This is a genomic window from Vibrio sp. SCSIO 43097, from assembly GCF_023650755.1.
Taxonomy (GTDB): domain Bacteria; phylum Pseudomonadota; class Gammaproteobacteria; order Enterobacterales; family Vibrionaceae; genus Vibrio; species Vibrio alginolyticus.
Map to the genome: position 1 here is coordinate 1,489,858 of NZ_CP071840.1, position 24,890 is coordinate 1,514,747.

Here is a 24,890-nt window from a genome sequence, read left to right on the forward strand (position 1 = left end):
TTAAGAATAAGCCTCGGCGTTGTCGAGGCTATTCCGACCAAATAAGCACAGTGCGCGATATTGTGTTTATTTAGTCGCCAAGCTAACAAACTTCTCAATTAAGAGTGACTTATGAAAAGCATTATTTCTATTCAATCTCATGTGGTTTATGGCCACGCAGGAAACAGTTCTGCCGTCTTCCCGATGCAGAGAATGGGCCTCGAAGTCTGGCCAATTCACACGGTTCAGTTTTCAAATCACACTCAGTACCAGCAAGGTTGGACTGGACAGAAGTTTGGGGCAGATGAAATTCATTCTCTAATGAGAGGCTTAGATAACATTGAGAAGTTAGGCGAATGTGGCGCGATACTGTCCGGTTATCAAGGCAGCGCAGAGCAATGTCGAGCGGTGGCCGAAGCGGTAAGTTTAGTCAAATCGCGTAACCATAGTGCACTGTATGTGTGTGACCCAGTTATGGGTGATCCAGACAAAGGTTGCATTGTGGCAGACGGTGTCAAAGAAGCGATAAGCCATAGCTTGTTGCCCATCGCTGATGTGATTGTTCCTAACCAGTTTGAACTGAGCGAGTTAACAGGTGTGAAAATTAACTCTCTTTATGATGCGGTCACTGCATGTAAAAAAGCCTTAGAGTTAGGACCGAAAATGGTATTGGTGAAACACCTGCATGCACTAACAGATGACGCCTTCAGTATGATTTTAGCGACGCCGAAAGCAAGCTATTTGGCCCAACGACCTAGTGTTGAATTTGCTATGCAGCCAGTCGGAGTCGGTGATTTAATTTCTGCGATTTTCACCTCTTGTTTGGTGAAGAAGATGTCTCCTGTCGCAGCCTTTCGTCATACACATAACGCCGTTTACGGTGTATTGGAGATCACAAAAGGCTATGGCACATGGGAGCTACAGACGATCAATGCCCAATACGAATTTGTCGAACCGACGCATGAGTTCAACGTCGTGAAAATTGCTTAGCGCAGTACCTAATTAACGGAGAAGCGTAAAGTTAGCATATAGAAACTTGGCATAATTGCTTTGATGGATAGCATCCTACAATCGCGATTATGGGGTTTAGCCGTGCCTAGCTATAGTAACTCCAAACAACGAAACGGACTTCATTTTGACCCAATTAACTTCAAACTGAGTCTCTGGTCATACGCCAGAGAACATTAAATGAGACTGATTATGAATCGTTTAATTTCCTCTGGTGTGACGGTTGCACTTTCGCTGCTGATAGTAGCTTGTAGTTCACCTCATACGCTGGATGTTCGTGTTTCTCAAAGCAACTATAAAGATGTCGAGATCGCGAGTTCGACACCAAATGAGCCACTTCGAATGTGGGCCAATGAAGCGCCGGATTTTCTCTACTCAGCGCACAATCAAACCACACCGATCAAAGTAGAGGGTGAACAGCTCAATATTTTGGCCTTATCGGGTGGTGGCGTAAACGGTGCATACGGAGCCGGCGTTTTGATGGGGCTACAGGAAAAGGGGGAGCTAAAAGATTATGCCATCATTACTGGAGTCAGTGCGGGTGCCCTAATCGCTCCTTTTGTTTTCATTGGCGGTGATGCGATGCCAAAGATGAAAGAAGTCATGCTCAACATCAATGATAAGAATATTTTGGGTAAGAAGAACTTCTTAAATACCCTGTTTAAGGACGCGTTTACCGATGGTGAGAACCTCTATGATTTCATCGCAGACGCTTACCCTGAGCCCATGATCGAGGCGATGGCGCAGCAACACCGCAATGGTAAACGCCTCTTTATTGGCAGTACCCATTTTGATTCAGGCGAACTGGTGATTTGGAATATTGGTGCGATTGCGAACAGTGATTTAGCGGACAAATCTGAACTTATTTACAAGGTGCTTGCTGCGAGCGCATCGATCCCTGGTGTTTTCCCTCCACAATTTATCGATGTTGAACATGATGGAGAAACACTTGAGGAGTTACACGTAGATGGCGGTCTCGCAGCGCAGGTGTTCTTTAATCCGTCTAACTTCAACTATCAACAAATCTCAGATGCTTTGGGGTTAGAAAAAGCGCCTCAGTTGGATGTGATTCGCAATGGTGCGTTAAAAGCGCCGTATCGTCCACTAAAAGACAAAGGTTTGGACTTGGTATCGAAAAGTGTCTCAAGCCTTACGCTAGCGCAAACTCGTGGTGATCTCTATCGAATGAAATACATCAGTGAAATCAACGATATCGAGATGCAGTTTACCTACATTGATCAAGATTTCAGGTACGCCAAAGTAACGAAAGATATGTTCGATCACCGCTACTTGCTGACGATTTACGAATATGGATTCAAAAAAGCCACCCAAGGGCAACTTTGGGTAACTGAACTCCCTTAATACAGGAAAACGATACAATGAAAAAAGCCGTTCTTACACTCATGATACTTACCGCTTCCGCGACTGCATTCGCCCAAAGTGGAGCCCATCTTGACCAGCAAAAAGTGGATAGTGATATGCAGCAACTGTCTGCAATCAAAGAAGAAGGTGCAGCCTTTATCATGATTGACGAGAACTCGAGTTACGTGGCGGTCGAGTTCGTGGGAAAGTGGGAAGAGATCAACAACTATGTGTCACACAAAGAAGCGAAAAAACGTAAATTGGAAAAAGTGAACAAGCAGTTCGTGTACTCTCAGGTCGGTGAAACGTTGGAGTCACTTGAGCAAAAAGTCGTTGACCACATTTACGCTGATCAACCTAAATATTTCAGTGTCGATGTCTACCGCGATTACCATGGTGACTCAGGAGAATTCAACTATTTAGCTCGTGTCGTTGAGTACAACTAAGTTAGAGAAAACCTACTGAAGCTAGTAGGTTTTTTTGTGTCGTCGAGAAGGAATTCAAACGCAGATTTTTTCCGTTACCAAGTAGCAATTCTACGATCTTGTGGTAATTTAATTAGATAACTCTAAAAAGTAAGCACAACCTATGAATTTTAGTTTTGAACAACTTCTCGCGTTCGTAACCGTTTATGAACAGCTTTCGTTTAGTAAGGCGGCGGTCAAACTCAATAAGCACCGAACCACAATAGGGCAGGTGATTACCAATCTTGAAGACCAACTGGCGGTCAACCTGTTTGAGCGAGTGGGGCGCTCGGTAGAACCGACAGAAGATGGTCATCTTCTTTACCACTATGCTAAGCAAACCATCGAACAAGCACGTACTTTCGATAAAGTCGCATTAAGTCTAGCTTACGGTGGGTTAGAGAATGTTAGTATCGCCTATTCAAGCGCTATACCACACCGTTTTCTTGTATTGCTTCGTATTCAATTAGCAGCAGATTTTCCGATGATGCGAGTTAACTTTCTTGTTCGTAATCGCAACGAAATTAAAGAGGGTTTACAGAATGGTGATTATCAATTCGGTATTGTCAATGTGCATGATAGTCGAGCAATACATAGTCTGGATGCGACGTTTTTAGGTCATTTTGAATTTGTTCCTTTCGTCCAGAAAGGTGGTGAACTCGCTTCTATGGCACCAGATCGAGTATTGACAGCCTTGAGGAATAGTAAACAATTTGTACTGCGGTCTCTTATTGAAGAGGGAATGGGCGAAAAAGTCATCGTAAGTTCGAACCATGAAGAGGTCGACCAATTGGCCCTTGTAGTGAAAATGGTTGAAGCAGGTTTAGGATGGGCGATTCTCCCCAGAACGTTTGCCCATTCGGAGTTTTCTAATAATCATATAGAGCCAGTGGAAGCTTCTGAATTATTGGAAGGTTTTAAGTTTGGTTTTGGCCTATGGTGCCAACCCTCTAAGCAAGTCGGTGATGTAAAAAATTCAATCATGAAGGTCGTTACAGAATACCGAGAGAAAATAATCCGTGATATGACTTAGCGGCGACATGTATCCTGCTCATCCCTATCAACAACAAGACTCAATGTGAGTCTTGTTTTTTTGTGTCTGAAAAACGTTATCGTTCTAGCGAAGACTAATGTCTATTGGAAGGATATGACCCTCTATATGAGAGTATGGAATCCATACTTTTTGGCTTAATCTAATCTCGCTCAATGGGTAAGCCCAGAGCAAAAAGTGTTTTTACCATATGTCCGCTGCAAGGACGCAGATTTTCAGCCGGGTTTAGTTACCCGGCTTTTTTATAGTAATAGAAAATGTCAGCTGTCACCCCAAGCTCTCTGTTACAACTGGCTTGTTACTTCGCTTAGCAATCCAGTACGCAACGCTACCCCAAAGCACAGTGAGTGCCCAAAGTGCCGTCCAATGTAGAGCGACTTGTTGCCAGGTTGCCCCCATTTGGTTTAGCGCTAAGAAAGCTTTTATCGCCCAAGTGCTTGGGCTTAAATCAGCAATCCATAGTAAGGGAGTAGGTATGGCTTCAATCGGCCAAATAAAACCAGCCAAGAAAATGAGCGGCATAGAGCTCACTAAGACGACTAAGGTGACAAGTTCACGCCGAGGTAATAAGTAACCTAGCCAGAAGCCTAGTCCGCAACAACCTAAAAAGAACGGGAACAACATAGCCAGCAATTCGCCCGCATTGGCGATATGGTTTACGTTTAAGCGTTCGAAGCTAAAACCAAAATAATAGGCGCCGAGTAAATAATAAATTGCCACAAATACTAACGTTCTCGCAAGCAGCAGCGATCCCGTTGATACTTGTGACCAATAGCCACGACCATGACGCTGTGTTCCCGTTTGCAATCCAACCGCCATGATCAACGTTTGTTGTAAAATCAGAACAAATACTGCCGGCACTACGTATTCGATGTAACCCATGGTTGGGTTGAACGTCGGTTTCATATTAAGCTTAATAGCAGAGTAATTATGGCTAGCCATACTCATGGGCATACCATCTATCACCATTTTACTGACTTTCACTTGGGCCCCTAATGTGCCTCCCGCTTGGGCCAATCCTTCTACCACGGTTCCGTACACGAGAAAATACGAGGCGTCCGCAGCGTAGGCCAGAGTCGGGCTTTTACCTAGCATTAGGTCTTTGTAAAAGTGTTCTGGTATGACTAAAAAACCGGTGATCTCTCGTTGTAAAAATGCTTGCTTTGCATCGGCAATCGTATGAAGTCGAGTGACTACGTTGACTTGTGGGGTGGCATCAACCATACGTTCCAGCTTTAAACTCGTCTGACTACCATCTAGATTAACAATCGCGATTGGTTGTTCACGAGGCGTTTGTTGTGCATAAGGCAAAGGGTATAAAAACGAGTAAAATACGACACCACCAAACACGGTCAACGTAACGACTGGATTGGTTAGAACGGCCTTAAGTTCCGCTTTAATCAGTTGCCACAATGTCATACCGCCTCCTTCGCTTGGCGTGTTGATGAAGCTGTTCGATGTTTACCCATCAAGGCTGCGGTAATGAGCAGAGGCATAACGTAACCAATCATAGGCCATAGCGAGCTTAAAGATTGCGCGGCCGATGCTCCATAGCTTGCTTGACTCACTTGTACTTCAATGTAATGGGTAATCGGCAATAATGAACGCCATGCATAAGCGAGCGTGTTCATGTCAGAAACTGGGAATGTAATTCCCATGAACGCGAAGCTTGGAGCCGTAAATGCGCCAGCAAAACTCATCGCACGTGCAGGATCCATCGACAAGAAGAAGAACAACGCTCCCATAATGATACAGGCGATAACCGTCGCCAATTGTGCTAATAGCATAACCACAAAACTGCCTTCCATTGGCCAATCAAGCACGGAATAAAACCAGTACAAGAACAACGCACCTTGCGCCATAAAGACCGGAATGTACCGACTTAATAAGGTAGTGAGCCTGGCGTATGGCTTTTCGCCCAAAAATGCAAAGCCATTCTTTCCACCATAAATGCGAAAGTGCGCGGCAAGAATCAAAATAGTGCTTACTACAATACATATTTGCCAAATGGCTGGCACGATAGCCGTTACCAAAAATTGTGCGTAGTTATTGTTACGGTTAAATAATGCGGTTATTTGTGTCGACACGGATACAGCCTGCCCAGCCGCCGCTAACGTTGTGGTGTTACCCTTAGCCAAGTTGCTCATTACTTCAACCTGAGCATCGAAATAGCCTTGTGCTTGCGTAACGGCAGAGTTGATCAATTTCGCTACCAAAATGTACTGACTGTTGTAAAAGACAGAAAGTTGAGGTTGGCGGTGTTGGAGAATATCTTGGTCGAACTTAGATGGGATGACCGCGTAAGCGTAGATATCGCCTTCAATCATCGCATTTTTTGCTTCGATTGCACTGGTGTAGTGATAATTAACAGCCAGACTCGACGACGCATCCAAAGATTGAATGAGCTTTCGAGAAAGTTGGGAATGTTGTAGATCAACCACACCGATTGGCAGATCCCGGGCAATGCCCGCAGAGAACACTCCCCAAATCATCATCGCGAGCAAAATCGGTATCCAAGTAAGGCACGAAAGTAACCACTTGTCTCGTCGTAAGATATGCCGCTGTGAAATCTTAATCGTCATAGCATTAACCTAGTGGTTGTGATTAAAGTTCAACGACAACACTCATTCCCATACGCAGTTCAGGTTCGGGTTGAGCTGGACGAGCTTCTACTTCAAAGGTACGAAGATCAAAACCTTGAGAGGCATCGGTTGCTCTCCACGTTGCAAAGTCACCCATAACGGCAACATGCGTTACTTTGAACTCAACATTTTTATTTAAGGCAGGCAAATAGGCATCAAAGGTTGCTCCTTTTTTAAAGTGTTGAAGGTAATCTTCACGCACATTCAGTGTCGCCCAGGCATCTTCTGTATCTATTACAGTAACTACTGGGAAGCCCTGAGGTGCTAATTCACCACTTTGAAGCAGAACTTGAGAGACTTCGCCGTCGAACCAGCTGTAGATCTGAGTATCTTTCGCATACGCTTCTACTTCGGCTACGGCACCTGATGCCATGCGCGCTTTTTCCGCCGCAGCCACTTTGGTTTCACTTCTGGCGCCTTCTTTTGCCATTTCGTACATTTGAAACGCGGCACTTTCTGTGTATTTCGCTGCTTGCCACTGCGTTAAAGCTTCATCGCGCTTTTGTTCTGCAACCACGCCATCGTTATAAAGGTTATTCACACGATTGTAGGTTTTTTCCATTAAATTCGCAGCGGCTTTGGCTTTCATCCACTGATCTTTTGCTGCTTGGATTTGTTGCTCACGTGCGCCTTTCTCAGCTTCTTGAGCTAAGGCGTCCGCCGCTTTTTCACCTGCTTTTGCTTGTTCTAACTTCGCTTCAATTTCAGGACTATGAAGGGTAAAAATAAGCTGACCTTTCTCTACATCGTCGCCTTTACGTACCATGACCTCATCAATACGCCCTGGAACTTTTGAGGAAATGCTGTATTGCTGGGCTTCAATTAATCCCTGTAAGCGGATCGGTTCCGGTTGATAGGCTTGGTAAAATTGATACCCAACCCAAGAGGCAACACCCAAAGCACAAAGTGAGAGTAAAACGGGTTTTAGTGATTTAGCTGCCATGATTTATTTCACCTCTTTGGATGTTGAAGCAGGGATATAAGCGGTATTTTGATATTGTTCGAAGCTGTTCATTTCACTGCTCAATGCGAGTAGCTTGGTTAAAGATATTAAATAGCGGAAACGCGCCGCCGAACGTTGTGTTTCTATACTCGCGACATAAAGTTGTGCATCCACAACATCCAGAGAAGACGACAGACCCTGAGTAAATGCTTTTTCACGCAAGCGCAGGTTTTCGTTAGCGAGTTCAATGCTAGATGCGAGCCCTTGTACTTCATCAATGGCTTGCTGAGCCTCCAAGTATGTCTTTTGGACTAACAGCGATAAGTCTTGTTTGGCTTGGGACTTTAATGAGTCGACCTGCGAGACGACGCTTTGAGCGGCTTTGACTTTTTCGCTTCGCCCTGATGATTCAATCAGTGGAATGCTGACACCAACACCAACTAACCAGTCTGGCTTCATTTGGCTTGCGAGAGAATCGTCTTCATACAAGCTGTAGTCGCCGTAAAGATAAACTTCAGGGTAGTATTTCCCTTTTTCTGCTTTGATTAAGCTAGAGGCTTGTTTGTGTTTAGCGCTCAGAAGTTCTAACCCCGGATAGGTAAGCAACGTTTGATCGACAAAAGCGGTAAGAGGGGGAAGACTGTCGTTGATAAACAAAGATTCAGCGGGCTCTACGGCGTCATCTTGTGCGAGTAATTTACCTAATGCAGCCTGAGCGATACTCAAATCGCTGGCAGCTTTACGTGTTTCTACGGATGCTTTATCTAAAGAAGCCTCGGCTTGCAGGCGCTCAACGTGCGCGATTTGTCCTTGCTCTTCAAGCTTAATGGCAAAATCTCGATGCTTTTTTAGCCCTGCTTCAACCGCTTGCCGCGTTGCGAGTACTTCCTTTGCCAGTACGACAGAAAAGTAGTACTTCGATAAATCTTCAAAACGCGCTTGTTGTTCCATTAAAAGCTGACTTTTCGCCTCATCCGTTTTGCCTTCTGCTGCTGATTGAGCCGCAGAAATTCTACCACCAGTAAAAATTGGCCAAATGGCACGAATAGACGAAGAGAAAATATCGCGCTCGGTTATGGTCGAAGTGGTATTAGCTAAGGCACCAAAAATAGGCTGAAAAGCAGGAGGTACGTTAATGTGTGCTCCTGTGCTGTCTAGAATCTGTTTTCCCGAAAGCGTGATATCGGTATCTAAACGCGTGTAATTCGCGCCAATGGTAACTTGAGGTAAGTTGAGATTGCTGGTGGCACTCTCTTGGTATTGGTAGTTCTCGACGTTTGAGCGTTGAGCTTTAAGAGAATAGTTGTTTTCTAGCAATAGCTGCCATGCGGTATCAAAAGTGATCGGTGCCGCATGGCAGGCAAGGGAAATCGAGCTGCTAAGTAAGCCCAGTATCCAAAACTTTCCTGTTTTTTTCATAATGGCTGCTTTGTCGTAGAGTATTAGCTCTAATATAAAGGATTCGTAACTGCGTGTTAAGTAGGAGGGAAAATTGGGCAGTAGTATGCGCCCAGTTATATTTGTGCTGGGCGCGGGAGATGTTACAAATTTATTTCGTATATGGACAGTGAAACTCCGCTCTCCACTCGAGCTGACGAGAACCTCGCATCGTATTCAATAGATCTTTTCCACTCATTTGAGGGAACGATAACAGGACTTTGAGATCAGAAGTACCGCCTCCGTTTTTTTCATAAGCCCTGACGTGTGTAAATGTTGAATACATATTCTCTGACAGCATCGCCTTATTCAGGCATATTCCAAAGGTATCGCGTTCCATGTTTGGTGTTCCTTCTAACTATAAATGCACCTCTGTTTATAGTTTTCCAGTTTTCAGATGGTGTCTAAGTGTTTGTCATATAGTCAGTATTTGTGTTTTGTTTTATTTTTGTCCAAACCACTGACATCAATGTTGAGCTTTTAATAGACTTCCAGCTTCACTGCTTTCAAACCGAAACTCTCATTGGTTTCGTTGATTAAAAATTATACGTTGTAAAGTCTAAAAACGCCTCAAAAACCGCTAAAATCGATGTGATCGCGATCATGATTTTAAGGGCAATTTATGTATGGAATTGAGTATCAGAGAGGAATGCTAAATTTGGTGAATGGTTGTAATTTTATGTTTCAGCTCGTCGATTAATTAACCGTAAACTCTGCGGTTTGTTTGCCTTCCTCACAGATTTATCACCGCGACAACGTCATGCTGTTAACTGAGTGTTAACGTTACGCTCAAGAGTGAATCACAAGGATGTATCAATGAGTTGGAAAACCATCAGCTTTCGTAAGCGGATGCTCATTATCATGACGCTATCGGGGTTGATAGAGCTGTTATTGCTTGTCGCCGCGGGGTTCACTTATCTCAAAATCAATCAAGAGCAAGAAATGGGAGAAAAAGCACTGGGTGTTGCCCGTTTTTTAGCGGACTCAGCGGTTGTTCGTGAAATGATCGAAACCCAAAACCCCCAGCCATACCAACTTCGCTTTAGAGAATTAACCGAAGCCATAGGTGCTGCATTCATCGTTATTGGCGACCATAAGGGAGTACGCTTAATCCACCCTGTTGATGAGCGGTTGGGCAAGCCAATGAGAGGTGGCGACAATCGTCGAGCGCTAGAACAGGGGTTGTCTTATGTTTCGACGGCACAGGGCTCGTTAGGTTATTCAGTTCGTGGTAAAGCTGCGATTTTTGACGAGCAAGGGAACATCATTGGTGTGGTTTCGGTTGGCTATTTGCTCGACCGACTGCAAGACCGCATCGAACCATTTTTGGCCTTTTTGATTTTAATGGTCATCGTAGTTGTCGTCGCTAATGCCATTGTATCCAATTATGCGTCGAGAAAGTTTCAGCGCGCCATTTTAGGCTTTGAGCCTGAAGAGATAGGGCGGTTGTACGGCGAATTAGAAGTGACGATGAGCACTATCAAAGAGGGCGTGTTAAGCATTGATGCCCAAGGGATACTTCGCTCGATAAATCGTAGTGCCTGCCAGATTCTCGGTATTGATAGAGAATCAGCGCTCAATAAACCTTTGACTGACACGCTGCGTGATAGCGATCTATATACAGTATTAGAAAGCGGGCAGGAAGATCATGATATTGAAATATTCCTTAATCATAAGCGCCTGATTGCAAATCGCTCTCCAATTTATGTTGATGGAAAAATCGTGGGGGCGGTATCGAGTTTCCGTTTAAGGGATGAAATTAATGATCTAACCGAGCAGCTATCACAAACCAAGGAATATGCAGATTTGTTACGTTCGCAAACCCATGAGCATCGAAATAAGCTCAACACCATTAGTGGGCTAGTACAAATGGGTGAGCTTGATGCGGTGCAAAAGTTAATTGGACAAGAAACCGCACACTATCAAGCAATGATTGAGTTTTTAAGAGATACCGTTAAGGACCCGCTAATTGCAGGTATGTTGCTTGGAAAAACTGAACGTGCTCGCGAGTTAGGCTTACAACTGGTGGTTGAGGAAGGCAGTCGTCTGGAGCCCCTACCTGAGTGGCTAAATTCGGAAGACCTTGTCACAATTTTGGGTAATTTGATTGATAACGCTTTCGATGCCACGTTAACTTCAATTCGCGATGAATCAAATGTTGCGTCAGAACGCAGAAACATTGATGTGTCCGTTAGCGATTACGGAAATGAAGTGATACTTGAGGTGATAGATCATGGCTGTGGCCTCCCAAAAACAGTGGATCCACAAACATTATTTACAAAAGGCGTTTCGACGAAATCTCGTCAAAATCGAGGTGTTGGGTTACACCTTGTCAATCAGCTTGCTACTCGATATCACGGCCATGTTGAGATGATACCCAATACAAATTATGGGACAAGAATAACGGTGTACTTACCCAAGGAAGAACAAATATGAGTATGGCGACTCGCGTAATGATCATTGAAGATGATCTGGCTATTGCTGAGCTGCACCACAAATACTTAAGCCAACTGACAGGTTTGGAAGTGGTTGGAATTGCGACCACGAGAATGGAAGCAGAAATGCAACTCGACATTCTTAAGCCAGATTTACTATTGATGGATGTCTATCTTCCCGATGGCACAGGGCTTGAGATACTAAATACACTGCGTGCAAGTAACCAAACGTGTGATGTCATTTTGATTACAGCCGCAAGGGATGTCGATACGTTACAACAGGCGATGAGGGGTGGCGTTGTCGATTACCTGTTAAAACCAGTGATGTTTCCACGTTTAGATGCCGCACTGAAAAAGTATGTGTCCCAACGCCAACAACTAGACATCGTAGAGAGTTTGGATCAGAACCTCGTTGATAAAATGCTGCAGTCTCACGCCAATCAAGACAACTTGCCGAACCGATTACCAAAAGGGATTGATGGTGTAACCCTAGACAAGATCAGAGAGTTGTTCCTAAATGGCATTGCGCTGACCGCTGATGAGGCAGGTGAAAAAATCGGAGTGAGCCGAACAACGGCAAGGCGCTATTTGGAGTATCTTATCAGCACTGGTGAACTAGAGGCTGATTTAAACTATGGCTCTGTTGGTAGGCCAGAAAGGTGCTATAAAAAAGTGACACGGTAGCGTTTATATTGATGCTCTATGCAAAATAAAAAGCGATGGCTTATTGTAGAAACCATCGCTTTACAAATTACTGCTGTTCCGCTCTAAGAGGTTAGAAGTTGTATTCTAACTTCGCTTCGATAGAGCGCTCAGCGCCAAACCAACAGTTATTTTTGTCGTAACAAGAATAGTATTCTTTATCGAATAGATTGCTTGCAGAAAGCGTGACGCTAGCCCCTTTCATTGATTCAGATACCGTTGAGAAATCGTAACTTGCTGCTAAATCAAACAAGGTGTAGTCCGGTACTTTTTGACTATTCTGTGCATCAATTTGTGCTTCTCCGACATAGCGAACGCCAGCACTGGTACGAAGGCCTGAAAGATTTCCTTCAAAGAAGTAATTTGCCCATAGAGAGGCCGTTTGCTCAGGTACCCAAACCGGCGTTTTACCTTCTTGGTTGTAATAACTGTCCTCGGTAATCTCCATATCGGTATATGTATAGCCTAGAGTGAAATCAGCTTGTGCTGTGGCTTGCCATTTTGCCTCAAGTTCAATACCTTGTGATACCACTTCGCCCGCTTGATAGTTCGGTGCATAAGGATTATTCGGATCGGTCAAGATCGCGTTTTTCTTCGTGATATGGAAGAGCGCTAAGTTACCTGAGATATCATCAGATAATGGTGCGTATTTAAAGCCTAACTCCCATTGATGACCGGTTGATGGCTCAAATGCTTTACCAGAAGAGTCGGCACCCGCAATTGGCTCAAAACTTTCCGAGTAAGTAAGGTATGGCGAGAGACCAAAGTCTAGCTCATACAAACCACCGACTCGGAAAGATACGTTGGTATCGTCTAACTCTTCCTTGCTCTTGGATACTGTTCCTAGATAATCGCTAACGGCGTCTGTATTTGAATCGTATTTATCCCAACGAAGACCTGCAATCATTACAAGTTGGTCGTAACGAACTTGATCTTGGAAATAAACGCCAATCTGCTTCGTTTTGATATCCAAGTTTTGTTTGTATTGGAAATTCAGTGCATTACGATCAATGCTGTTGTGGTCAGGATTAAAAATGTCCTGAGTTAGCGAATACCCAAGCGTGTCTTTGTATTTTACATCTGAATCTAGATACTGATAATCAAGCCCGAACAATAAGTTATGTTCAAAATTTCCTGTTTTAACGTAGCCAGATAGTTGGTTGTCAATCACAAAGGATTTGGACTTTTCATCGGTTAAATAGGCATTTCGACCAACGGTACGGTTATCCGCTTCAAGTGCACCGTTATATGTGTTTTCCTGATAGGCATCGGCGGTCATGTAGCGGGCATTCTGTAGAAATTGCCAATTGTTGTTAAAGTCGTGTTGGACTTTGTAACCCATCATCAGAACTTCGCGTTCGTAAGTGTTCCAGTCCTCATCCCCCAAATAAGTGCTTGGTGACATCGAGCCAAGTGGGTTTTTAATCACTGAGCCAGATGCAGGCACAGTCGTGTAGATACCTGCTGATGGATCATTTTGATAGTAAACATTCACGTTCACTAATGTGCTTTCTGTCGCTTGCCAATTGAAAGATGGGGCGAGTACATAACGTTCGTCTTCAGACGTATCGGCTTGACCATCTCGCTGTTTTGCCAGGCCGACGATACGGTAATCAACATTAGAATCACCAATTTGTCCTGTGGTGTCGAACGTCAGTTCTTTTAGGCTGTTAGTCCCAGTACTAATCGAGACAGAGTGTGAGGGTGTTGACTGAGGCGCCTTGGCGATAATATTGACCATACCTCCTGGTGGAATATTGCCGTAAAGAACAGACGTTGGCCCTTTAAAAACCTCGATTTGCTCAAGAGCAACGGAATCGACCTGCGGTTGAAGGTTCCAACCGTTGTACAGCAAAGGAAGACCATCATAAAAGTTGGTGTAGTTAATAAAACCACGAATATTGAATAGGTCAAGTCGGGAAACGGCACCGCCACGCAATTCTGTATTTACGCCAGGCGCGTAACGCAATGCTTCGCTCACCGAGTTTACGCCGCGCAGGTCCATGTCATCTTTAGTGATTACCGTGATCGCTTGCGGTGTTTCCTCCGGTTCTAAAACGGTTTTAGTTGCGGTGTTTCGGTATGTTTCTCCTAGCACCGTAATCGTTTCGTGTTGGGATACGCTCTCAGTCGCATTGGCGTGGCCAGCGAGCAATGCGGATACGACGATAGCAACCGCTGAACGATGAAATCGAATCGGACTTTCCATATTTATAAATTCCACTACTTTTTCTACTTATTGATAATGATTGTTATTTGTATTCTATATTCAAAGAAATAGGAAAAGTTAACAATTTGGTGCAAAACACTAATCTTTGGAACTTATTCTTCTGTTCTTAGGTTTTAAAGATAGCGCGTCGTTTGGCTCGACAGGAATCCAATACTGCATTTGTGCTTGTTCGCTATCAACATCATAACCTTCTGGATAAAGCTCTAACTCATAACCATCGATAGCATGATAATTAGAGTAGGGTAGCCAATGTAAAATAAACCATTCCAGCGTTGAGGCGAGCTCTGATGCTTTGCCTATGTGTGTAATGACGGCGTAGGTTTGCTCTGGAACAGCCAAGAGGTCTAACCCCGAGTTGGAAGAGTTCGTTGATCTTGGTGCGTTTGCTGTTGGACTGCACTCATAACCTGCCCAATACTCAAGTTGTTGGTTGTTTGAATACGCTTGAGTCACATCAATCACGCCAAAGTAACTACTTTCCGAATTGTTAAGGTTTTCAGATGAATAAAGACGTGACCAAAGTGACGGTACTTTGGATTGGAAATTGGGCGTAGCGGAAAACAATCCGTGAATAGGTTCATGATGACCAGCAAGTTCAAAAGCCGGTTTTGTTTCTATTCGAACTTCAATAAAGCGCTGATGTTTTTTCTCTTCTTCTGGTGTCTTACGCAGCGTCAAAGGTTGCCTCAACCCGGAGAGTTGTTGCGTTTTTCGATATTCGCGGGGGCTTTTTGAAAACATATTCCTGAACGCACGGCTAAATGCGTGTTCAGATGTAAATCCCATTTCTATCGCTATATCTAACGAGCGGTCAGAAGTATGGATTAAGCGCTCAGCCGCAAGGCTAAGTTTAAGCTCTCTGATGTAGTGAGCGACGGATACGCCAGTGTGTTGTTGAAATACGCGTTGCAGTTGCCAGCGCGACCAACAACTTGCTTTCGATATTTCATCTACGCTCAGAGTGCTGTCTAAGTTGGTGTGAATGTAGTCAAGCACCGATTGTATTCGGTTTATGGGATGTGGGTTAATGGCGCTTGATTTCATGGCGTTCTACTTTCACATTAATAGTGATTTCATTATCTTTAATTGAGTATCATTATCAATAGGATGATGAAATAAAAAGTAAGTAACACAGATCACGATAAAACTGTAATGGATTGCAAGGATGAGTAATTATTGTCCATATTAGAGTTTTTGCTTAAATTTTGGAGCGTTCAGATGAAACTTTTTTTATCAATAAAATACAATCGCTTATGACGTTTTGTGCAACTTATTTAAACGTTTGCACTGGCAAGTGTTGATGTAAATCAAATAGTCGTAGACAATATTGCCCCGTGTCGGACTCTCCTCCAGCGAGTACAGTGTGTACTTTTGAGACATAAGTGACTTAAATGACCTCAATACGTCGTGTTTCCAAGAATCGGAAATGCAACTTCTTGAGGTTCTTTGGGCCCATAGACTTTACCTATCAACGTAATAGGTAAGACCAATTTTCTATTTTGAGGTGCCATTGATAGGGTTGGCTCATTCTCTAGCCGTATCCGGGCACACAATAAGTACCTCGTTTTTAAGGGAAAGATGATGGTAATACCAGAAAACAGCAGCATCGTTATTTTTGGTGCTTCAGGTGACCTTACGTACCGTAAGCTCATTCCTGCTTTATACCACCTCTACGCGAACAAGCAGCTTCCAGAGAATTTTGCCATTCTGGGTGTAAGTCGCACTGAATACAGTGATGAGTCTTACCGCGCGAAGCTGAAAAAATCGCTTCAGGAAATGGAAAAGACTGAGCCAGAAACGCTTGATGCATTTATTAACCATCTGCACTACCAAGCAATTAATACTTCTGACACACAAGATTACGGTAAGCTATCTTCTCGCTTAGACCAACTTGCGGACGAATATCAATTCGAGCAACGCAATACGCTTTTTTACTTAGCAACCCCACCAAGTTTATACAGTGTGATCCCTGCAAGTCTTGCAGCACATGGTCTTAACAGTGAAGAGGATGGCTGGAAACGCCTGATCATTGAGAAACCATTCGGCTATGATCTTGAATCGGCGCGTATTCTGGACAAAGAAATTCACGAGCACTTCCAAGAGCATCAAATCTACCGAATTGACCATTACTTAGGTAAAGAAACGGTACAAAACCTACTTGTGCTTCGTTTCTCTAATGCGATGTTTGAGCCGCTTTGGAACCGTAACTTCATTGATTACGTTGAAATCACAGGCGCAGAATTCCTTGGCGTAGAGGAGCGTGGTGGTTACTACGACAACTCTGGCGCTGTGCGCGACATGTTCCAAAACCACTTGCTACAAGTATTAGCAATGGTAGGTATGGAACCACCAGCGCAAATCAATGCAGACTCGATGCGTGATGAAGTGGTAAAAGTGCTTCAATGCTTAAAGCCATTAGACGAAAACGCTCTGCGCAATGACCTAGTATTAGGCCAATACACGGCGTCTGAAGTTCGTGGGCAAAGCCTACGCGGCTACCGTGAAGAGCCGGGAGTTGCAGACGATTCTCGTACAGAGACTTACATCGGTTTGAAAGCGTACATCAACAACTGGCGTTGGAATGGCGTGCCATTTTACGTGCGTACTGGTAAGCGTCTTCCAACACGCGTTACTGAGGTGGTTATCCACTTTAAACAAACACCGCATCCTGTGTTTGGTCAAAACGCACCAGAAAACAAGCTGATCATTCGTATTCAACCAGACGAAGGCATTCAAATGAGCTTTGGCTTGAAAGAGCCAGGCGCAGGCTTTGAAGCGAAGGAAGTGAAAATGAACTTCCATTACGCTGACCTGCAAGAAACGCAAATGCTAACGGCATACGAGCGTCTTCTACTTGATGCTTTGAATGGTGATGCTACGCTATTTGCACGTAGTGATGCGGTGGAAGCGTGCTGGCAATACGTACAGCCAATCTTAGATTTTAAGCAAGATCCACAATCCCTCTTCGGGTACGCATGCGGCACTTGGGGACCTAAAGAGTCAGATGACTTGTTACAGCGTGATGGCCGTGCTTGGCGTTTCCCATGTAAAAACTTAACAGATACGGATTACTGTGAACTATGATCAACCATAAGATCTACCAAACAGCAGAACAGGTAGTTGAAAGCCTAGCTAACGATATGAAAGCGTTTAGCGAAATGGGCCGACCTGTTCACATCTCTCTTTCTGGCGGCAGCACACCTAAAATGCTGTTTAAGCTATTGGCAACAGAAGCTTACGCGACGTCAATTCAGTGGCAAAACCTGCACTTCTGGTGGGGTGATGAGCGCTGTGTTGCTCCTGATGATGCAGAAAGCAACTACGGTGAAGCAAATACGCTACTATTTAGCCAAGTAAGCATTCCTGCTGAGAACATCCACCGCATTCGTGGTGAAGATGAGCCAGAAGCTGAAGCACAGCGCTTTGCGAAAGAGATGGCAGAAGTGATTCCAACTGAAAATGGCACTCCTGTGTTTGATTGGATCTTACTTGGTGTTGGCGCAGACGGTCATACCGCATCGCTGTTCCCAGGTCAGACAAACTACGATGATGAGAACCTATCAGTATTGGCTTCTCATCCTGAGTCTGGTCAGATTCGTGTATCGAAAACGGCACGTGTACTAGAAGCAGCGAAGCGCATCAGTTACTTGGTACTTGGCGCTGGTAAAGCAGACATTATCGAAGAGATTAACAGCTCACCAGCACGCGTACTTCCATATCCGGCAGCGAAGATCCAAGCGAAAGCGGGTCTGACGGAATGGTATTTAGATTTAGACGCAGCGGCAAAAATCGCTTAATGCGGCCGCTGGTCGAATAAAAGACAATTGGAGAGAAACAATGAAAGGTGATATCGGTGTAATCGGCCTTGCTGTAATGGGTCAAAACCTTATCCTAAACATGAACGACCATGGCTTTAAAGTTGTGGCTCACAACCGTACTGCTGCTAAAGTAGACGAGTTCCTGGAAGGTCCAGCGAAAGGCACAAACATCATCGGTGCATACTCTCTAGAAGAACTAGTAGAGAAGCTAGAAACACCACGTAAAGTGATGCTTATGGTTCGTGCAGGTGACGTTGTTGACACGTTCATTGACAACCTAATTCCGCTTCTAGACGAAGGCGACATCATCATAGACGGTGGTAACACTAACTACCCAGATACAAACCGTCGCGTAGCACATTGCCGTGAGAAAGGCATTCACTTCATCGGTACTGGTGTATCTGGTGGTGAAGAAGGTGCACGTTTTGGTCCTTCAATCATGCCTGGTGGCGCGGCTGAAGCTTGGGAAGCGGTTAAGCCAATCTTCCAAGGTATCTCTGCAAAAACTGACGCTGGCGAGCCATGTTGTGACTGGGTTGGTAACGATGGTGCTGGTCACTTCGTTAAGATGGTACACAATGGCATCGAATACGGTGACATGCAGCTTATCACTGAAGCTTACCAGTTCATGAAAGACGGTCTTGGTATGTCTGCAGACGAGATGCAAGCAGTATTCGCTGATTGGAACAAGACTGAGCTAGACAGCTACCTTGTTGAAATCACTGCTGACATCCTTGGCTACAAAGATGAAGACGGCGAGCCTCTAGTTGAGAAGATCCTAGACACAGCTGGCCAAAAAGGTACTGGTAAATGGACTGGTATCAACGCACTAGACCTAGGCATTCCACTAACGCTTATCTCTGAGTCTGTATTCTCTCGTTGTCTATCTGCACTGAAAGACCAACGTGTTGAAGCTGAGTCTCTATTCGGTAAGACAATCACTCCAGTTGAAGGCGACAAGCAAGAGTGGGTTGATGCACTACGTCAAGCGCTACTAGCTTCTAAGATCATCTCTTACGCTCAAGGCTTCATGCTAATGCGCGAAGCGTCTAACGAGAACGGTTGGGACCTAAACTACGGTAACGTAGCGCTAATGTGGCGTGGTGGTTGTATCATCCGTTCGGCGTTCCTAGGCAACATCCGTGATGCGTACGAAGCGAACCCAGATATCGCATTCCTAGGTTCTGATGAGTACTTCAAAAACATCCTACAAGGCAGCCTAGCAGCATGGCGTAAAGTAGCAGCGAAATCTCTAGAGTCTGGTATCCCAATGCCATGTACGATTTCTGCGCTATCTTTCCTAGACGGTTACACAACAGCACGTCTACCAGCGAACCTGCTTCAAGCTCAACGTGACTACTTCGGTGCTCACACTTACGAGCGTATTGACCGTCCACGTGGTGAATTCTTCCACACTAACTGGACTGGTACAGGCGGCGACACAGCGTCTACAACTTACGACGTGTAATCGTTTTAAGTAAACCGACTATATATAAAGATATAAAGGGATGCCCAAGTTGCATCCTTTTTTGTGTCTGTAAGATATTGAGGTATTGGCAGATTTAAAAGTTACATTAAACGTTGATTCGTCACGCACTTCTCAGAAATGGGAGAGCATGCATTTGCTAGCAGTTTAATATTTCTCTTCGAAGAGTGAAGCTAAGCCGCTCTCTGCCGTCTCCTCAACTATAAGGTAATAGAAATGACACAACAGAAGCATCCATTTCACACAGCTTTCGTGTTGCTTATGTTCATATTACTGATTACTTACTCCATCTATCGCCTTTATCATCATTTCGTTTTCGAATCTCTACCGCTTCAGCTCAGTAGTGGTTTTCAAGTGGTCTACATTGATGCGTCATATGTTTTAAGTATCGCAAGCTTACTCTTGTGCCCTACATTATTGGTCTATATTTTATTTGATCGAATGACTCAGTTAGTCAAAGTGCCGATTAAAGTGATAACTATAACAATTGTCTTGTCCCTTATCGTTGCTATTCCAGGTCAAATTTTTGAATTTGGGCGATTGAAGTATATTGCAGAAAATAATGGTTACTCAGCGTGTCCACCTTTCACAATTGCATCAAGCGGAATGTTTGTAGAAGCTATGGTAAAAGAAGAAAAATACTGTATAGAACCAGAAATTAATCGTATTGGTATGTATGGTTATTTTCACGAACTCGAACGGATTGATAACTATATCAAGTCACACAGAAATGACATTCAATAGAAAAGAGCGCCTAGGCGCTCTTTTCAGTGGTCGTTTTCTTGTTTTGATAAAACCTGTCTTTTAGGTAGAGAATTGCACTGACCACAAGAGCCACTAAAGAAACAGTAAATAGGGCGTACATGCTGAGAATCCATGCGAATGTGGCCGTCAAGAATGCGATGAAGGAAAACATCCTGCTGAAAGACATCACATGGCCAAGTTTGTTACTTTTCATAAACGCCTCCCGAAGCTAAGTGGGGATAGACAATTGTGGTCATATGCCACACTTTTAATTGTCTGCTCTTTTGGGGCGTTTCACACAAAAAAGTGGCTAAAGATTTCTCAAAAAAGGTGAAATATTGAACTGGTAGACAAATCGTTAAACTGAGTTGCACAGATATGACTTCGGTTGTCTATCACTTCAAAGTTTTTAACTACGCAGATTAAGGGCATGTAGCGTTATTATTATCGTATTCGAACTCTACGATACACAATTGCAAGTGAACCTACACTCGTAAGCTCATCCCTGTCGTCAGTTACAGTAAAAGCTTTTTTCTCTTTTTAACAATACCTTAGTAATTACGGGCAATTAAATCCGTTTTTCGATCGAAACTCAGATTGCACAAAAGGTGAAAAAGAGTGCTAGGTAAGCCTTTAAACTACGCCTATAATTAGCGCCCACATGGAGGATGTTTATTATATGGACATCCTTTATTTTTTGAAACTAGCAACAAGGATCCAGTAAAACATGTTTTTCTGGTTTTGTTTACGTCGACCAAGAAGGTAATTAACACAGCAAATTGAGGTTCTAAGATGACTCTTAACAAGTACTTTGTTTTCATTCCAGCAGAATTGGAACAGGAAATGCACAAGGACAATCAAGTGATCTCTGAGAAGGAAACTCAACGTCAGGCATTAGTAAAACAGGCGCAACAACAAGGCGGCCTGTAAGCTAGGTTTCAAAGAGAAAGAGCACCGCAACGGTGCTCTTTTTGTATCTGAGGTCGTAGAATTAACTTAATATGCCAAGGCTTTTCAACTTTCTGTAAATGGTATTTCGGCTCACACCAAGCATACGAGACGTTTTGCTAATGTTCCCCTGATTGGCTTGATATGTTTTGAGCAACTTATCTTCGACGGTTGCACGCAGTTCTGAAGTTGGTTCAGTGGATGCTGCCCCTTCTTGAGCTTGGCTGAGTTTCTTACTTAGGTGGGCTGGGACGTGTGTGAGTTCCAATATTTCTTCACCTTGCGCCATTAAGGCGGATACTTTGATTAAACTATCGAGTTCACGCAAATTTCCTGGCCATGAGTAAGACAGCATCAGAGAAAGTAGGTGAGGGCAAAGCTGTTGTTCAGATTCGGCGTGACGCCGATGAATGTTCTCAATCAGTTGTCGTTTATCTTCACGCTCCTCAAAGCGAGGTAGCTCAATGATCAAGCCATTAAGGCGATAATACAAATCTTGGCGGAACAATCCTTCGCTGACCAAATGTTCCAGATCTTTATGCGTGGCTGCAATGATTTGTGTATCGACTTGAATACTTTGGTTTGAACCCACGGGAAGCACGGTTTTATCTTGCAATACATGGAGCAATCGGCTTTGAGCTTCCAAGGGTAAATCTGCGATTTCATCTAGAAACAAAATCCCTTTGTGTGCTTGGCGAATTTTTCCCTGATAGCCTTTGCTGTTTGCGCCAGTAAAGGCACCGGCTACGTAGCCAAATAATTCAGATTCAACCAGATCTTTTGGTAGCGCTCCGCAGTTGACGGAAACTAACGGTCCCGTTTTTCTCTGGCTGTTTTTATGGAGTGCTTTTACAAACTCGTTTTTGCCAACACCAGTCTCTCCGAGAATCAACAAACTGATGTCTTTATCGATGACGCGATTAGCTTGCTGCCAACAGTGCTCAACAGCGGAGTCGCCATAATGAAGATCATTGGACGCCGCTACAGCACGAGACTTGACCTTGCTATCTTTATCGGTAAGCGGTTTTGTTTTGAAAACGAAAGGGTGCTCATTTCCCCGAGTGGATAGAATGTCGTCTAAGGATTGCCCAATGATACTTTTTTGCGCAAAAAGTTGAGAGGCTACTTGATTGTGAGCCAAAACTTGTCCGTCTTCATTTGCAATGATAATTCCTTGCCAACCACTATTCAGTAAACCTTTTTCGCACGCTAAATCCACACGAATATGCCCTTGAGGAATCAAGTTAAGTAGTTGATTCTCCACTTGCTGGACCATGTTTTGTACTAGTACTTGCGTTGAGAAGTCATGTCTCTTTTGCTCGCTCGTAATATCTAATACGCCGATGAGGTTACCAAGATGATCGAAAATAGGATTAGCCGAACAGCTAATAAAACGATGGTGTTGGATAAAGTGCTGATCACCAATAACAGAAACGGGCTTTGCTTCAACCAAAGCTGTACCAATCGCGTTGGTGCCTTTGACCTTTTCTTGCCAGCATGCTCCAGAGCTTAGCGAGATTTCCGTTAACTTCTCACGAAATCTAGGCTGTCCCCAACTGCCGATGATGACACCATCTGAATCCGTCAAAATTAAGCGACTGTCGCTATGAGCAAATAGCTGATTAAACAAAGGGAGTGCAAATTGAGTGACTGCCTCTAGCAAAAAATTGAGTTGGTGACGCCTATCTTGGAGCGTTGCTGGCGTTACTCGAATATCTTCAGGGCGTCGACGCTGTTTTAAACCCGCTTGTTCACTTCTGACCCATGAAGTTGAAAGCCAATTGTTATCGCTAATATGTTGAAGTTCCATGACTGTACCATTTTGTCACAGTGAGGGTGTGCCATTTTGGAACACTTGAACATTGGTGTTCACACCATACATCCGCTCAAACATCGCTCACTTGGTTTGTTATCGCTTGGTAATCATAGTTTTACATTTAATTAACAACAAGTGTGGCGTAGTTGGCGTGTGACTTGCGTAATGCTCTTTGTGAACAGTGCGATACGACACTGCAATAACACATTGAACGAGAAACAAAAGGAAGAGTTATGATCTATGCACAGCCAGGTAGTGAAAATGCCATTGTTAACTTTAAATCGCATTACGATAACTTTATCGGTGGGGAATGGGTAAAACCAACGGGTGGTGAGTACTTTGACAATATCTCACCAATCAACGGACAAGCGTATTGTAAAGTTGCTCGCTCTGGCGAGGAAGATATTAATTTAGCACTGGATGCCGCGCACAACATCAGAGCAAAATGGGCCAAAACCAGCGTGACAGAACGTTCGAACATCTTGCTGAAAATTGCTGACTGTATTGAGCAGCATCTAGAAGAGCTTGCAGTTGCAGAAACTTGGGAAAACGGCAAACCAGTTCGCGAAACCTTGGCGGCAGATTTACCTTTAGTAGTGGATCACTTCCGTTACTTCGCTGGCTGTATTCGCGCACAAGAAGGCAGTGCGGCAGAACTGGATGAGCACACCGCAAGCTACCACTTCCCAGAACCGATTGGTGTGGTTGGTCAAATTATTCCGTGGAACTTCCCAATGTTGATGGCGGCTTGGAAACTAGCACCGGCACTAGCGGCGGGTTGCTGTGTGGTATTGAAGCCAGCAGAGCAAACCCCAACATCCATTCTGGTTCTGATGGAAAAAATCGGTGACCTTCTTCCTCCTGGTGTCATCAACGTTGTAAACGGATATGGTTCTGAAGCGGGTCAAGCATTAGCAACCAGCAACCGCATTGCGAAACTCGCTTTTACCGGGTCTACGCAAGTTGGCAACCACATTCTGAAATGTGCAGCAGACAACTTGATCCCATCGACAGTTGAGTTAGGTGGTAAATCTCCAAACATCTACTTCTCAGATATCTTCGATTACGAAGATGAGTATCTTGATAAGTGTATCGAAGGTACGTTACTTGGTTTCTTCAACCAAGGTGAAGTTTGTACTTGTCCATCTCGCGTACTGGTTCATGAAGCGATTTATGACAAGTTTGTAAAGAAACTGACGGAACGTGCACAGCTGATTAAACAAGGTAATCCGCTCGATACCGATACTCAAGTCGGTGCTCAGGCTTCTCAAGAACAGTTTGATAAGATTTTAAGTTACCTGGAAATCGGCCGTGAAGAAGGCGCAAAAGTGGTCTTTGGTGGTGGAGTGTCAGAACAGCCAGAGTCTATCAACCAGGGGTACTACATTCAGCCAACCATGTTGGAAGGCCACAACAAGATGCGAATCTTCCAAGAAGAAATCTTTGGCCCAGTGATCGCTATCACCAAATTCAAAGATGAGGCTGAAGCGTTGGAAATCGCAAACGACACTGAATATGGCTTAGGCGCAGGTGTTTGGACACGTGATGCGAACGTTGCATATCGTATGGGCCGTAATATTGAAGCTGGCCGGATCTGGATTAACTGTTACCACGCTTACCCTGCACACGCAGCGTTCGGTGGTTACAAAAAATCGGGTATCGGGCGCGAAACGCACAAGATGATGCTGGATCACTACCAGAATACTAAGAACTTGCTGATTAGCTACAGCATCGACCCGTTAGGCTTCTTCTAGTGAAACTAAGTAATTAATAAAGAAAAAGCAGTATGAATCAAAACCCCGAATCTTCGGGGTTTTTTATTAGC

Annotated in this window: 21 protein-coding genes; 12 read left to right on the plus strand and 9 right to left on the minus strand. The window is 44.1% G+C overall.

Annotated elements, in window-relative coordinates; all coding sequences use genetic code 11:
- The first annotated feature begins 111 nt into the window (after positions 1-111).
- The 4 genes from pdxY (at position 112) to J4N40_RS07800 (ending at position 3,846) form a co-directional block, all read left to right on the plus strand.
- Positions 112-969, plus strand: a complete 858-nt coding sequence (gene pdxY / locus J4N40_RS07785) for a pyridoxal kinase PdxY (protein WP_033906186.1) — start codon at positions 112-114, stop codon at positions 967-969.
- A 210-nt stretch (positions 970-1,179) separates the two neighbouring features.
- Entirely contained in the window at positions 1,180-2,349 is a 1,170-nt protein-coding gene (locus tag J4N40_RS07790; protein ID WP_017634571.1) for a patatin-like phospholipase family protein, read from the plus strand.
- 17 nt (positions 2,350-2,366) lie between these two features.
- Positions 2,367-2,795, plus strand: a complete 429-nt coding sequence (locus J4N40_RS07795; protein ID WP_025768103.1) for a hypothetical protein — start codon at positions 2,367-2,369, stop codon at positions 2,793-2,795.
- 142 nt (positions 2,796-2,937) lie between these two features.
- Positions 2,938-3,846: a LysR family transcriptional regulator gene (locus J4N40_RS07800; RefSeq protein ID WP_017634569.1), complete on the plus strand. Its 909-nt coding sequence runs from the start codon at positions 2,938-2,940 to the stop codon at positions 3,844-3,846.
- Positions 3,847-4,131: 285 nt separating this feature from the next.
- Here J4N40_RS07800 and J4N40_RS07805 read toward each other — a convergent pair whose 3' ends face one another.
- The 5 genes from J4N40_RS07805 to J4N40_RS07825 all read right to left on the minus strand — a co-directional run bounded on the left by J4N40_RS07805 (position 4,132) and on the right by J4N40_RS07825 (position 9,226).
- Positions 4,132-5,283, minus strand: a complete 1,152-nt coding sequence (locus J4N40_RS07805) for an ABC transporter permease (RefSeq protein WP_250654451.1) — start codon at positions 5,281-5,283, stop codon at positions 4,132-4,134.
- Positions 5,280-6,446: an ABC transporter permease gene (locus tag J4N40_RS07810; protein WP_250654452.1), complete on the minus strand. Its 1,167-nt coding sequence runs from the start codon at positions 6,444-6,446 to the stop codon at positions 5,280-5,282. The genes J4N40_RS07805 and J4N40_RS07810 overlap by 4 nt, the downstream gene beginning before the upstream one ends.
- Positions 6,447-6,468: 22 nt before the next feature.
- Positions 6,469-7,449, minus strand: coding sequence for an HlyD family secretion protein (locus tag J4N40_RS07815; protein WP_005377122.1), 981 nt, complete (start codon positions 7,447-7,449; stop codon positions 6,469-6,471).
- Between the two features lie 3 nt (positions 7,450-7,452).
- A complete protein-coding gene (locus J4N40_RS07820) occupies positions 7,453-8,868 on the minus strand; it encodes a TolC family protein (protein WP_005387166.1) in 1,416 nt (471 codons plus the stop codon).
- Between the two features lie 130 nt (positions 8,869-8,998).
- On the minus strand, positions 8,999-9,226 hold the full coding sequence (locus J4N40_RS07825; RefSeq protein WP_005377125.1) for a hypothetical protein: 228 nt from the start codon (positions 9,224-9,226) through the stop codon (positions 8,999-9,001).
- A 476-nt stretch (positions 9,227-9,702) separates the two neighbouring features.
- On the opposite strand from J4N40_RS07825, the gene J4N40_RS07830 reads away from it, so the two are divergent.
- Positions 9,703-11,322: an ATP-binding protein gene (locus J4N40_RS07830; protein WP_213898659.1), complete on the plus strand. Its 1,620-nt coding sequence runs from the start codon at positions 9,703-9,705 to the stop codon at positions 11,320-11,322.
- Positions 11,319-12,005, plus strand: coding sequence for a response regulator (locus J4N40_RS07835; RefSeq protein WP_203345987.1), 687 nt, complete (start codon positions 11,319-11,321; stop codon positions 12,003-12,005). The genes J4N40_RS07830 and J4N40_RS07835 overlap by 4 nt, the downstream gene beginning before the upstream one ends.
- A 91-nt stretch (positions 12,006-12,096) precedes the next feature.
- Here J4N40_RS07835 and J4N40_RS07840 read toward each other — a convergent pair whose 3' ends face one another.
- Together J4N40_RS07840 and J4N40_RS07845 are read right to left on the minus strand one after the other, a co-directional pair.
- Positions 12,097-14,232: a TonB-dependent siderophore receptor gene (locus tag J4N40_RS07840; RefSeq protein ID WP_250654453.1), complete on the minus strand. Its 2,136-nt coding sequence runs from the start codon at positions 14,230-14,232 to the stop codon at positions 12,097-12,099.
- Between the two features lie 99 nt (positions 14,233-14,331).
- Complete coding sequence (locus J4N40_RS07845) at positions 14,332-15,297, minus strand: helix-turn-helix domain-containing protein (RefSeq protein ID WP_213868241.1); 966 nt, start codon at positions 15,295-15,297, stop codon at positions 14,332-14,334.
- 537 nt (positions 15,298-15,834) lie between these two features.
- Between J4N40_RS07845 and zwf the strand changes: the two genes are divergently transcribed.
- The 4 genes from zwf (at position 15,835) to J4N40_RS07865 (ending at position 20,301) form a co-directional block, all read left to right on the plus strand.
- The gene (zwf, locus tag J4N40_RS07850) at positions 15,835-17,337 is read left to right on the plus strand and encodes a glucose-6-phosphate dehydrogenase (protein ID WP_017634563.1); all 1,503 of its coding nucleotides are present in this window, start codon (positions 15,835-15,837) and stop codon (positions 17,335-17,337) included.
- Entirely contained in the window at positions 17,334-18,050 is a 717-nt protein-coding gene (gene pgl, locus J4N40_RS07855) for a 6-phosphogluconolactonase (protein ID WP_005442185.1), read from the plus strand. Before zwf ends, pgl begins: the two co-directional genes overlap by 4 nt.
- Before the next feature lie 40 nt (positions 18,051-18,090).
- Positions 18,091-19,539 (plus strand): decarboxylating NADP(+)-dependent phosphogluconate dehydrogenase, encoded by a 1,449-nt coding sequence (gene gnd, locus J4N40_RS07860; RefSeq protein ID WP_005442184.1) that lies wholly within the window; start codon positions 18,091-18,093, stop codon positions 19,537-19,539.
- Between the two features lie 234 nt (positions 19,540-19,773).
- Positions 19,774-20,301 (plus strand): DUF1240 domain-containing protein, encoded by a 528-nt coding sequence (locus J4N40_RS07865; RefSeq protein WP_005377161.1) that lies wholly within the window; start codon positions 19,774-19,776, stop codon positions 20,299-20,301.
- Between the two features lie 10 nt (positions 20,302-20,311).
- Here the strand turns inward: J4N40_RS07865 and J4N40_RS07870 are convergent, their stop codons facing one another.
- A complete protein-coding gene (locus tag J4N40_RS07870) occupies positions 20,312-20,515 on the minus strand; it encodes a hypothetical protein (protein WP_005377162.1) in 204 nt (67 codons plus the stop codon).
- 578 nt (positions 20,516-21,093) lie between these two features.
- On the opposite strand from J4N40_RS07870, the gene J4N40_RS07875 reads away from it, so the two are divergent.
- A complete protein-coding gene (locus J4N40_RS07875) occupies positions 21,094-21,231 on the plus strand; it encodes a hypothetical protein (RefSeq protein ID WP_005377165.1) in 138 nt (45 codons plus the stop codon).
- A 61-nt stretch (positions 21,232-21,292) separates the two neighbouring features.
- Here the strand turns inward: J4N40_RS07875 and J4N40_RS07880 are convergent, their stop codons facing one another.
- Positions 21,293-23,059: a sigma-54-dependent Fis family transcriptional regulator gene (locus J4N40_RS07880; RefSeq protein WP_053306997.1), complete on the minus strand. Its 1,767-nt coding sequence runs from the start codon at positions 23,057-23,059 to the stop codon at positions 21,293-21,295.
- A gap of 239 nt (positions 23,060-23,298) precedes the next feature.
- Here J4N40_RS07880 and exaC point away from each other — a divergent pair, with 239 nt between their 5' ends.
- Positions 23,299-24,819 carry an acetaldehyde dehydrogenase ExaC gene (gene exaC, locus J4N40_RS07885; RefSeq protein ID WP_053306998.1) on the plus strand — a complete coding sequence of 507 codons (1,521 nt, stop codon included), beginning with the start codon at positions 23,299-23,301 and terminating at the stop codon, positions 24,817-24,819.
- Positions 24,820-24,890: the final 71 nt, after the last annotated feature.

What these genes read in the sequence shown, in the direction of transcription:
- pdxY (WP_033906186.1), top strand. Translation starts at nt 112, where the DNA reads ATGAAAAGCATTATTTCTATTCAATCTCATGTGGTTTATGGCCACGCA.
- J4N40_RS07790 (WP_017634571.1), top strand. Translation starts at nt 1,180, where the DNA reads ATGAATCGTTTAATTTCCTCTGGTGTGACGGTTGCACTTTCGCTGCTG.
- J4N40_RS07795 (WP_025768103.1), top strand. Translation starts at nt 2,367, where the DNA reads ATGAAAAAAGCCGTTCTTACACTCATGATACTTACCGCTTCCGCGACT.
- J4N40_RS07800 (WP_017634569.1), top strand. Translation starts at nt 2,938, where the DNA reads ATGAATTTTAGTTTTGAACAACTTCTCGCGTTCGTAACCGTTTATGAA.
- J4N40_RS07805 (WP_250654451.1), bottom strand. Translation starts at nt 5,283, where the DNA reads ATGACATTGTGGCAACTGATTAAAGCGGAACTTAAGGCCGTTCTAACC.
- J4N40_RS07810 (WP_250654452.1), bottom strand. Translation starts at nt 6,446, where the DNA reads ATGACGATTAAGATTTCACAGCGGCATATCTTACGACGAGACAAGTGG.
- J4N40_RS07815 (WP_005377122.1), bottom strand. Translation starts at nt 7,449, where the DNA reads ATGGCAGCTAAATCACTAAAACCCGTTTTACTCTCACTTTGTGCTTTG.
- J4N40_RS07820 (WP_005387166.1), bottom strand. Translation starts at nt 8,868, where the DNA reads ATGAAAAAAACAGGAAAGTTTTGGATACTGGGCTTACTTAGCAGCTCG.
- J4N40_RS07825 (WP_005377125.1), bottom strand. Translation starts at nt 9,226, where the DNA reads ATGGAACGCGATACCTTTGGAATATGCCTGAATAAGGCGATGCTGTCA.
- J4N40_RS07830 (WP_213898659.1), top strand. Translation starts at nt 9,703, where the DNA reads ATGAGTTGGAAAACCATCAGCTTTCGTAAGCGGATGCTCATTATCATG.
- J4N40_RS07835 (WP_203345987.1), top strand. Translation starts at nt 11,319, where the DNA reads ATGAGTATGGCGACTCGCGTAATGATCATTGAAGATGATCTGGCTATT.
- J4N40_RS07840 (WP_250654453.1), bottom strand. Translation starts at nt 14,232, where the DNA reads ATGGAAAGTCCGATTCGATTTCATCGTTCAGCGGTTGCTATCGTCGTA.
- J4N40_RS07845 (WP_213868241.1), bottom strand. Translation starts at nt 15,297, where the DNA reads ATGAAATCAAGCGCCATTAACCCACATCCCATAAACCGAATACAATCG.
- zwf (WP_017634563.1), top strand. Translation starts at nt 15,835, where the DNA reads ATGGTAATACCAGAAAACAGCAGCATCGTTATTTTTGGTGCTTCAGGT.
- pgl (WP_005442185.1), top strand. Translation starts at nt 17,334, where the DNA reads ATGATCAACCATAAGATCTACCAAACAGCAGAACAGGTAGTTGAAAGC.
- gnd (WP_005442184.1), top strand. Translation starts at nt 18,091, where the DNA reads ATGAAAGGTGATATCGGTGTAATCGGCCTTGCTGTAATGGGTCAAAAC.
- J4N40_RS07865 (WP_005377161.1), top strand. Translation starts at nt 19,774, where the DNA reads ATGACACAACAGAAGCATCCATTTCACACAGCTTTCGTGTTGCTTATG.
- J4N40_RS07870 (WP_005377162.1), bottom strand. Translation starts at nt 20,515, where the DNA reads ATGAAAAGTAACAAACTTGGCCATGTGATGTCTTTCAGCAGGATGTTT.
- J4N40_RS07875 (WP_005377165.1), top strand. Translation starts at nt 21,094, where the DNA reads ATGACTCTTAACAAGTACTTTGTTTTCATTCCAGCAGAATTGGAACAG.
- J4N40_RS07880 (WP_053306997.1), bottom strand. Translation starts at nt 23,059, where the DNA reads ATGGAACTTCAACATATTAGCGATAACAATTGGCTTTCAACTTCATGG.
- exaC (WP_053306998.1), top strand. Translation starts at nt 23,299, where the DNA reads ATGATCTATGCACAGCCAGGTAGTGAAAATGCCATTGTTAACTTTAAA.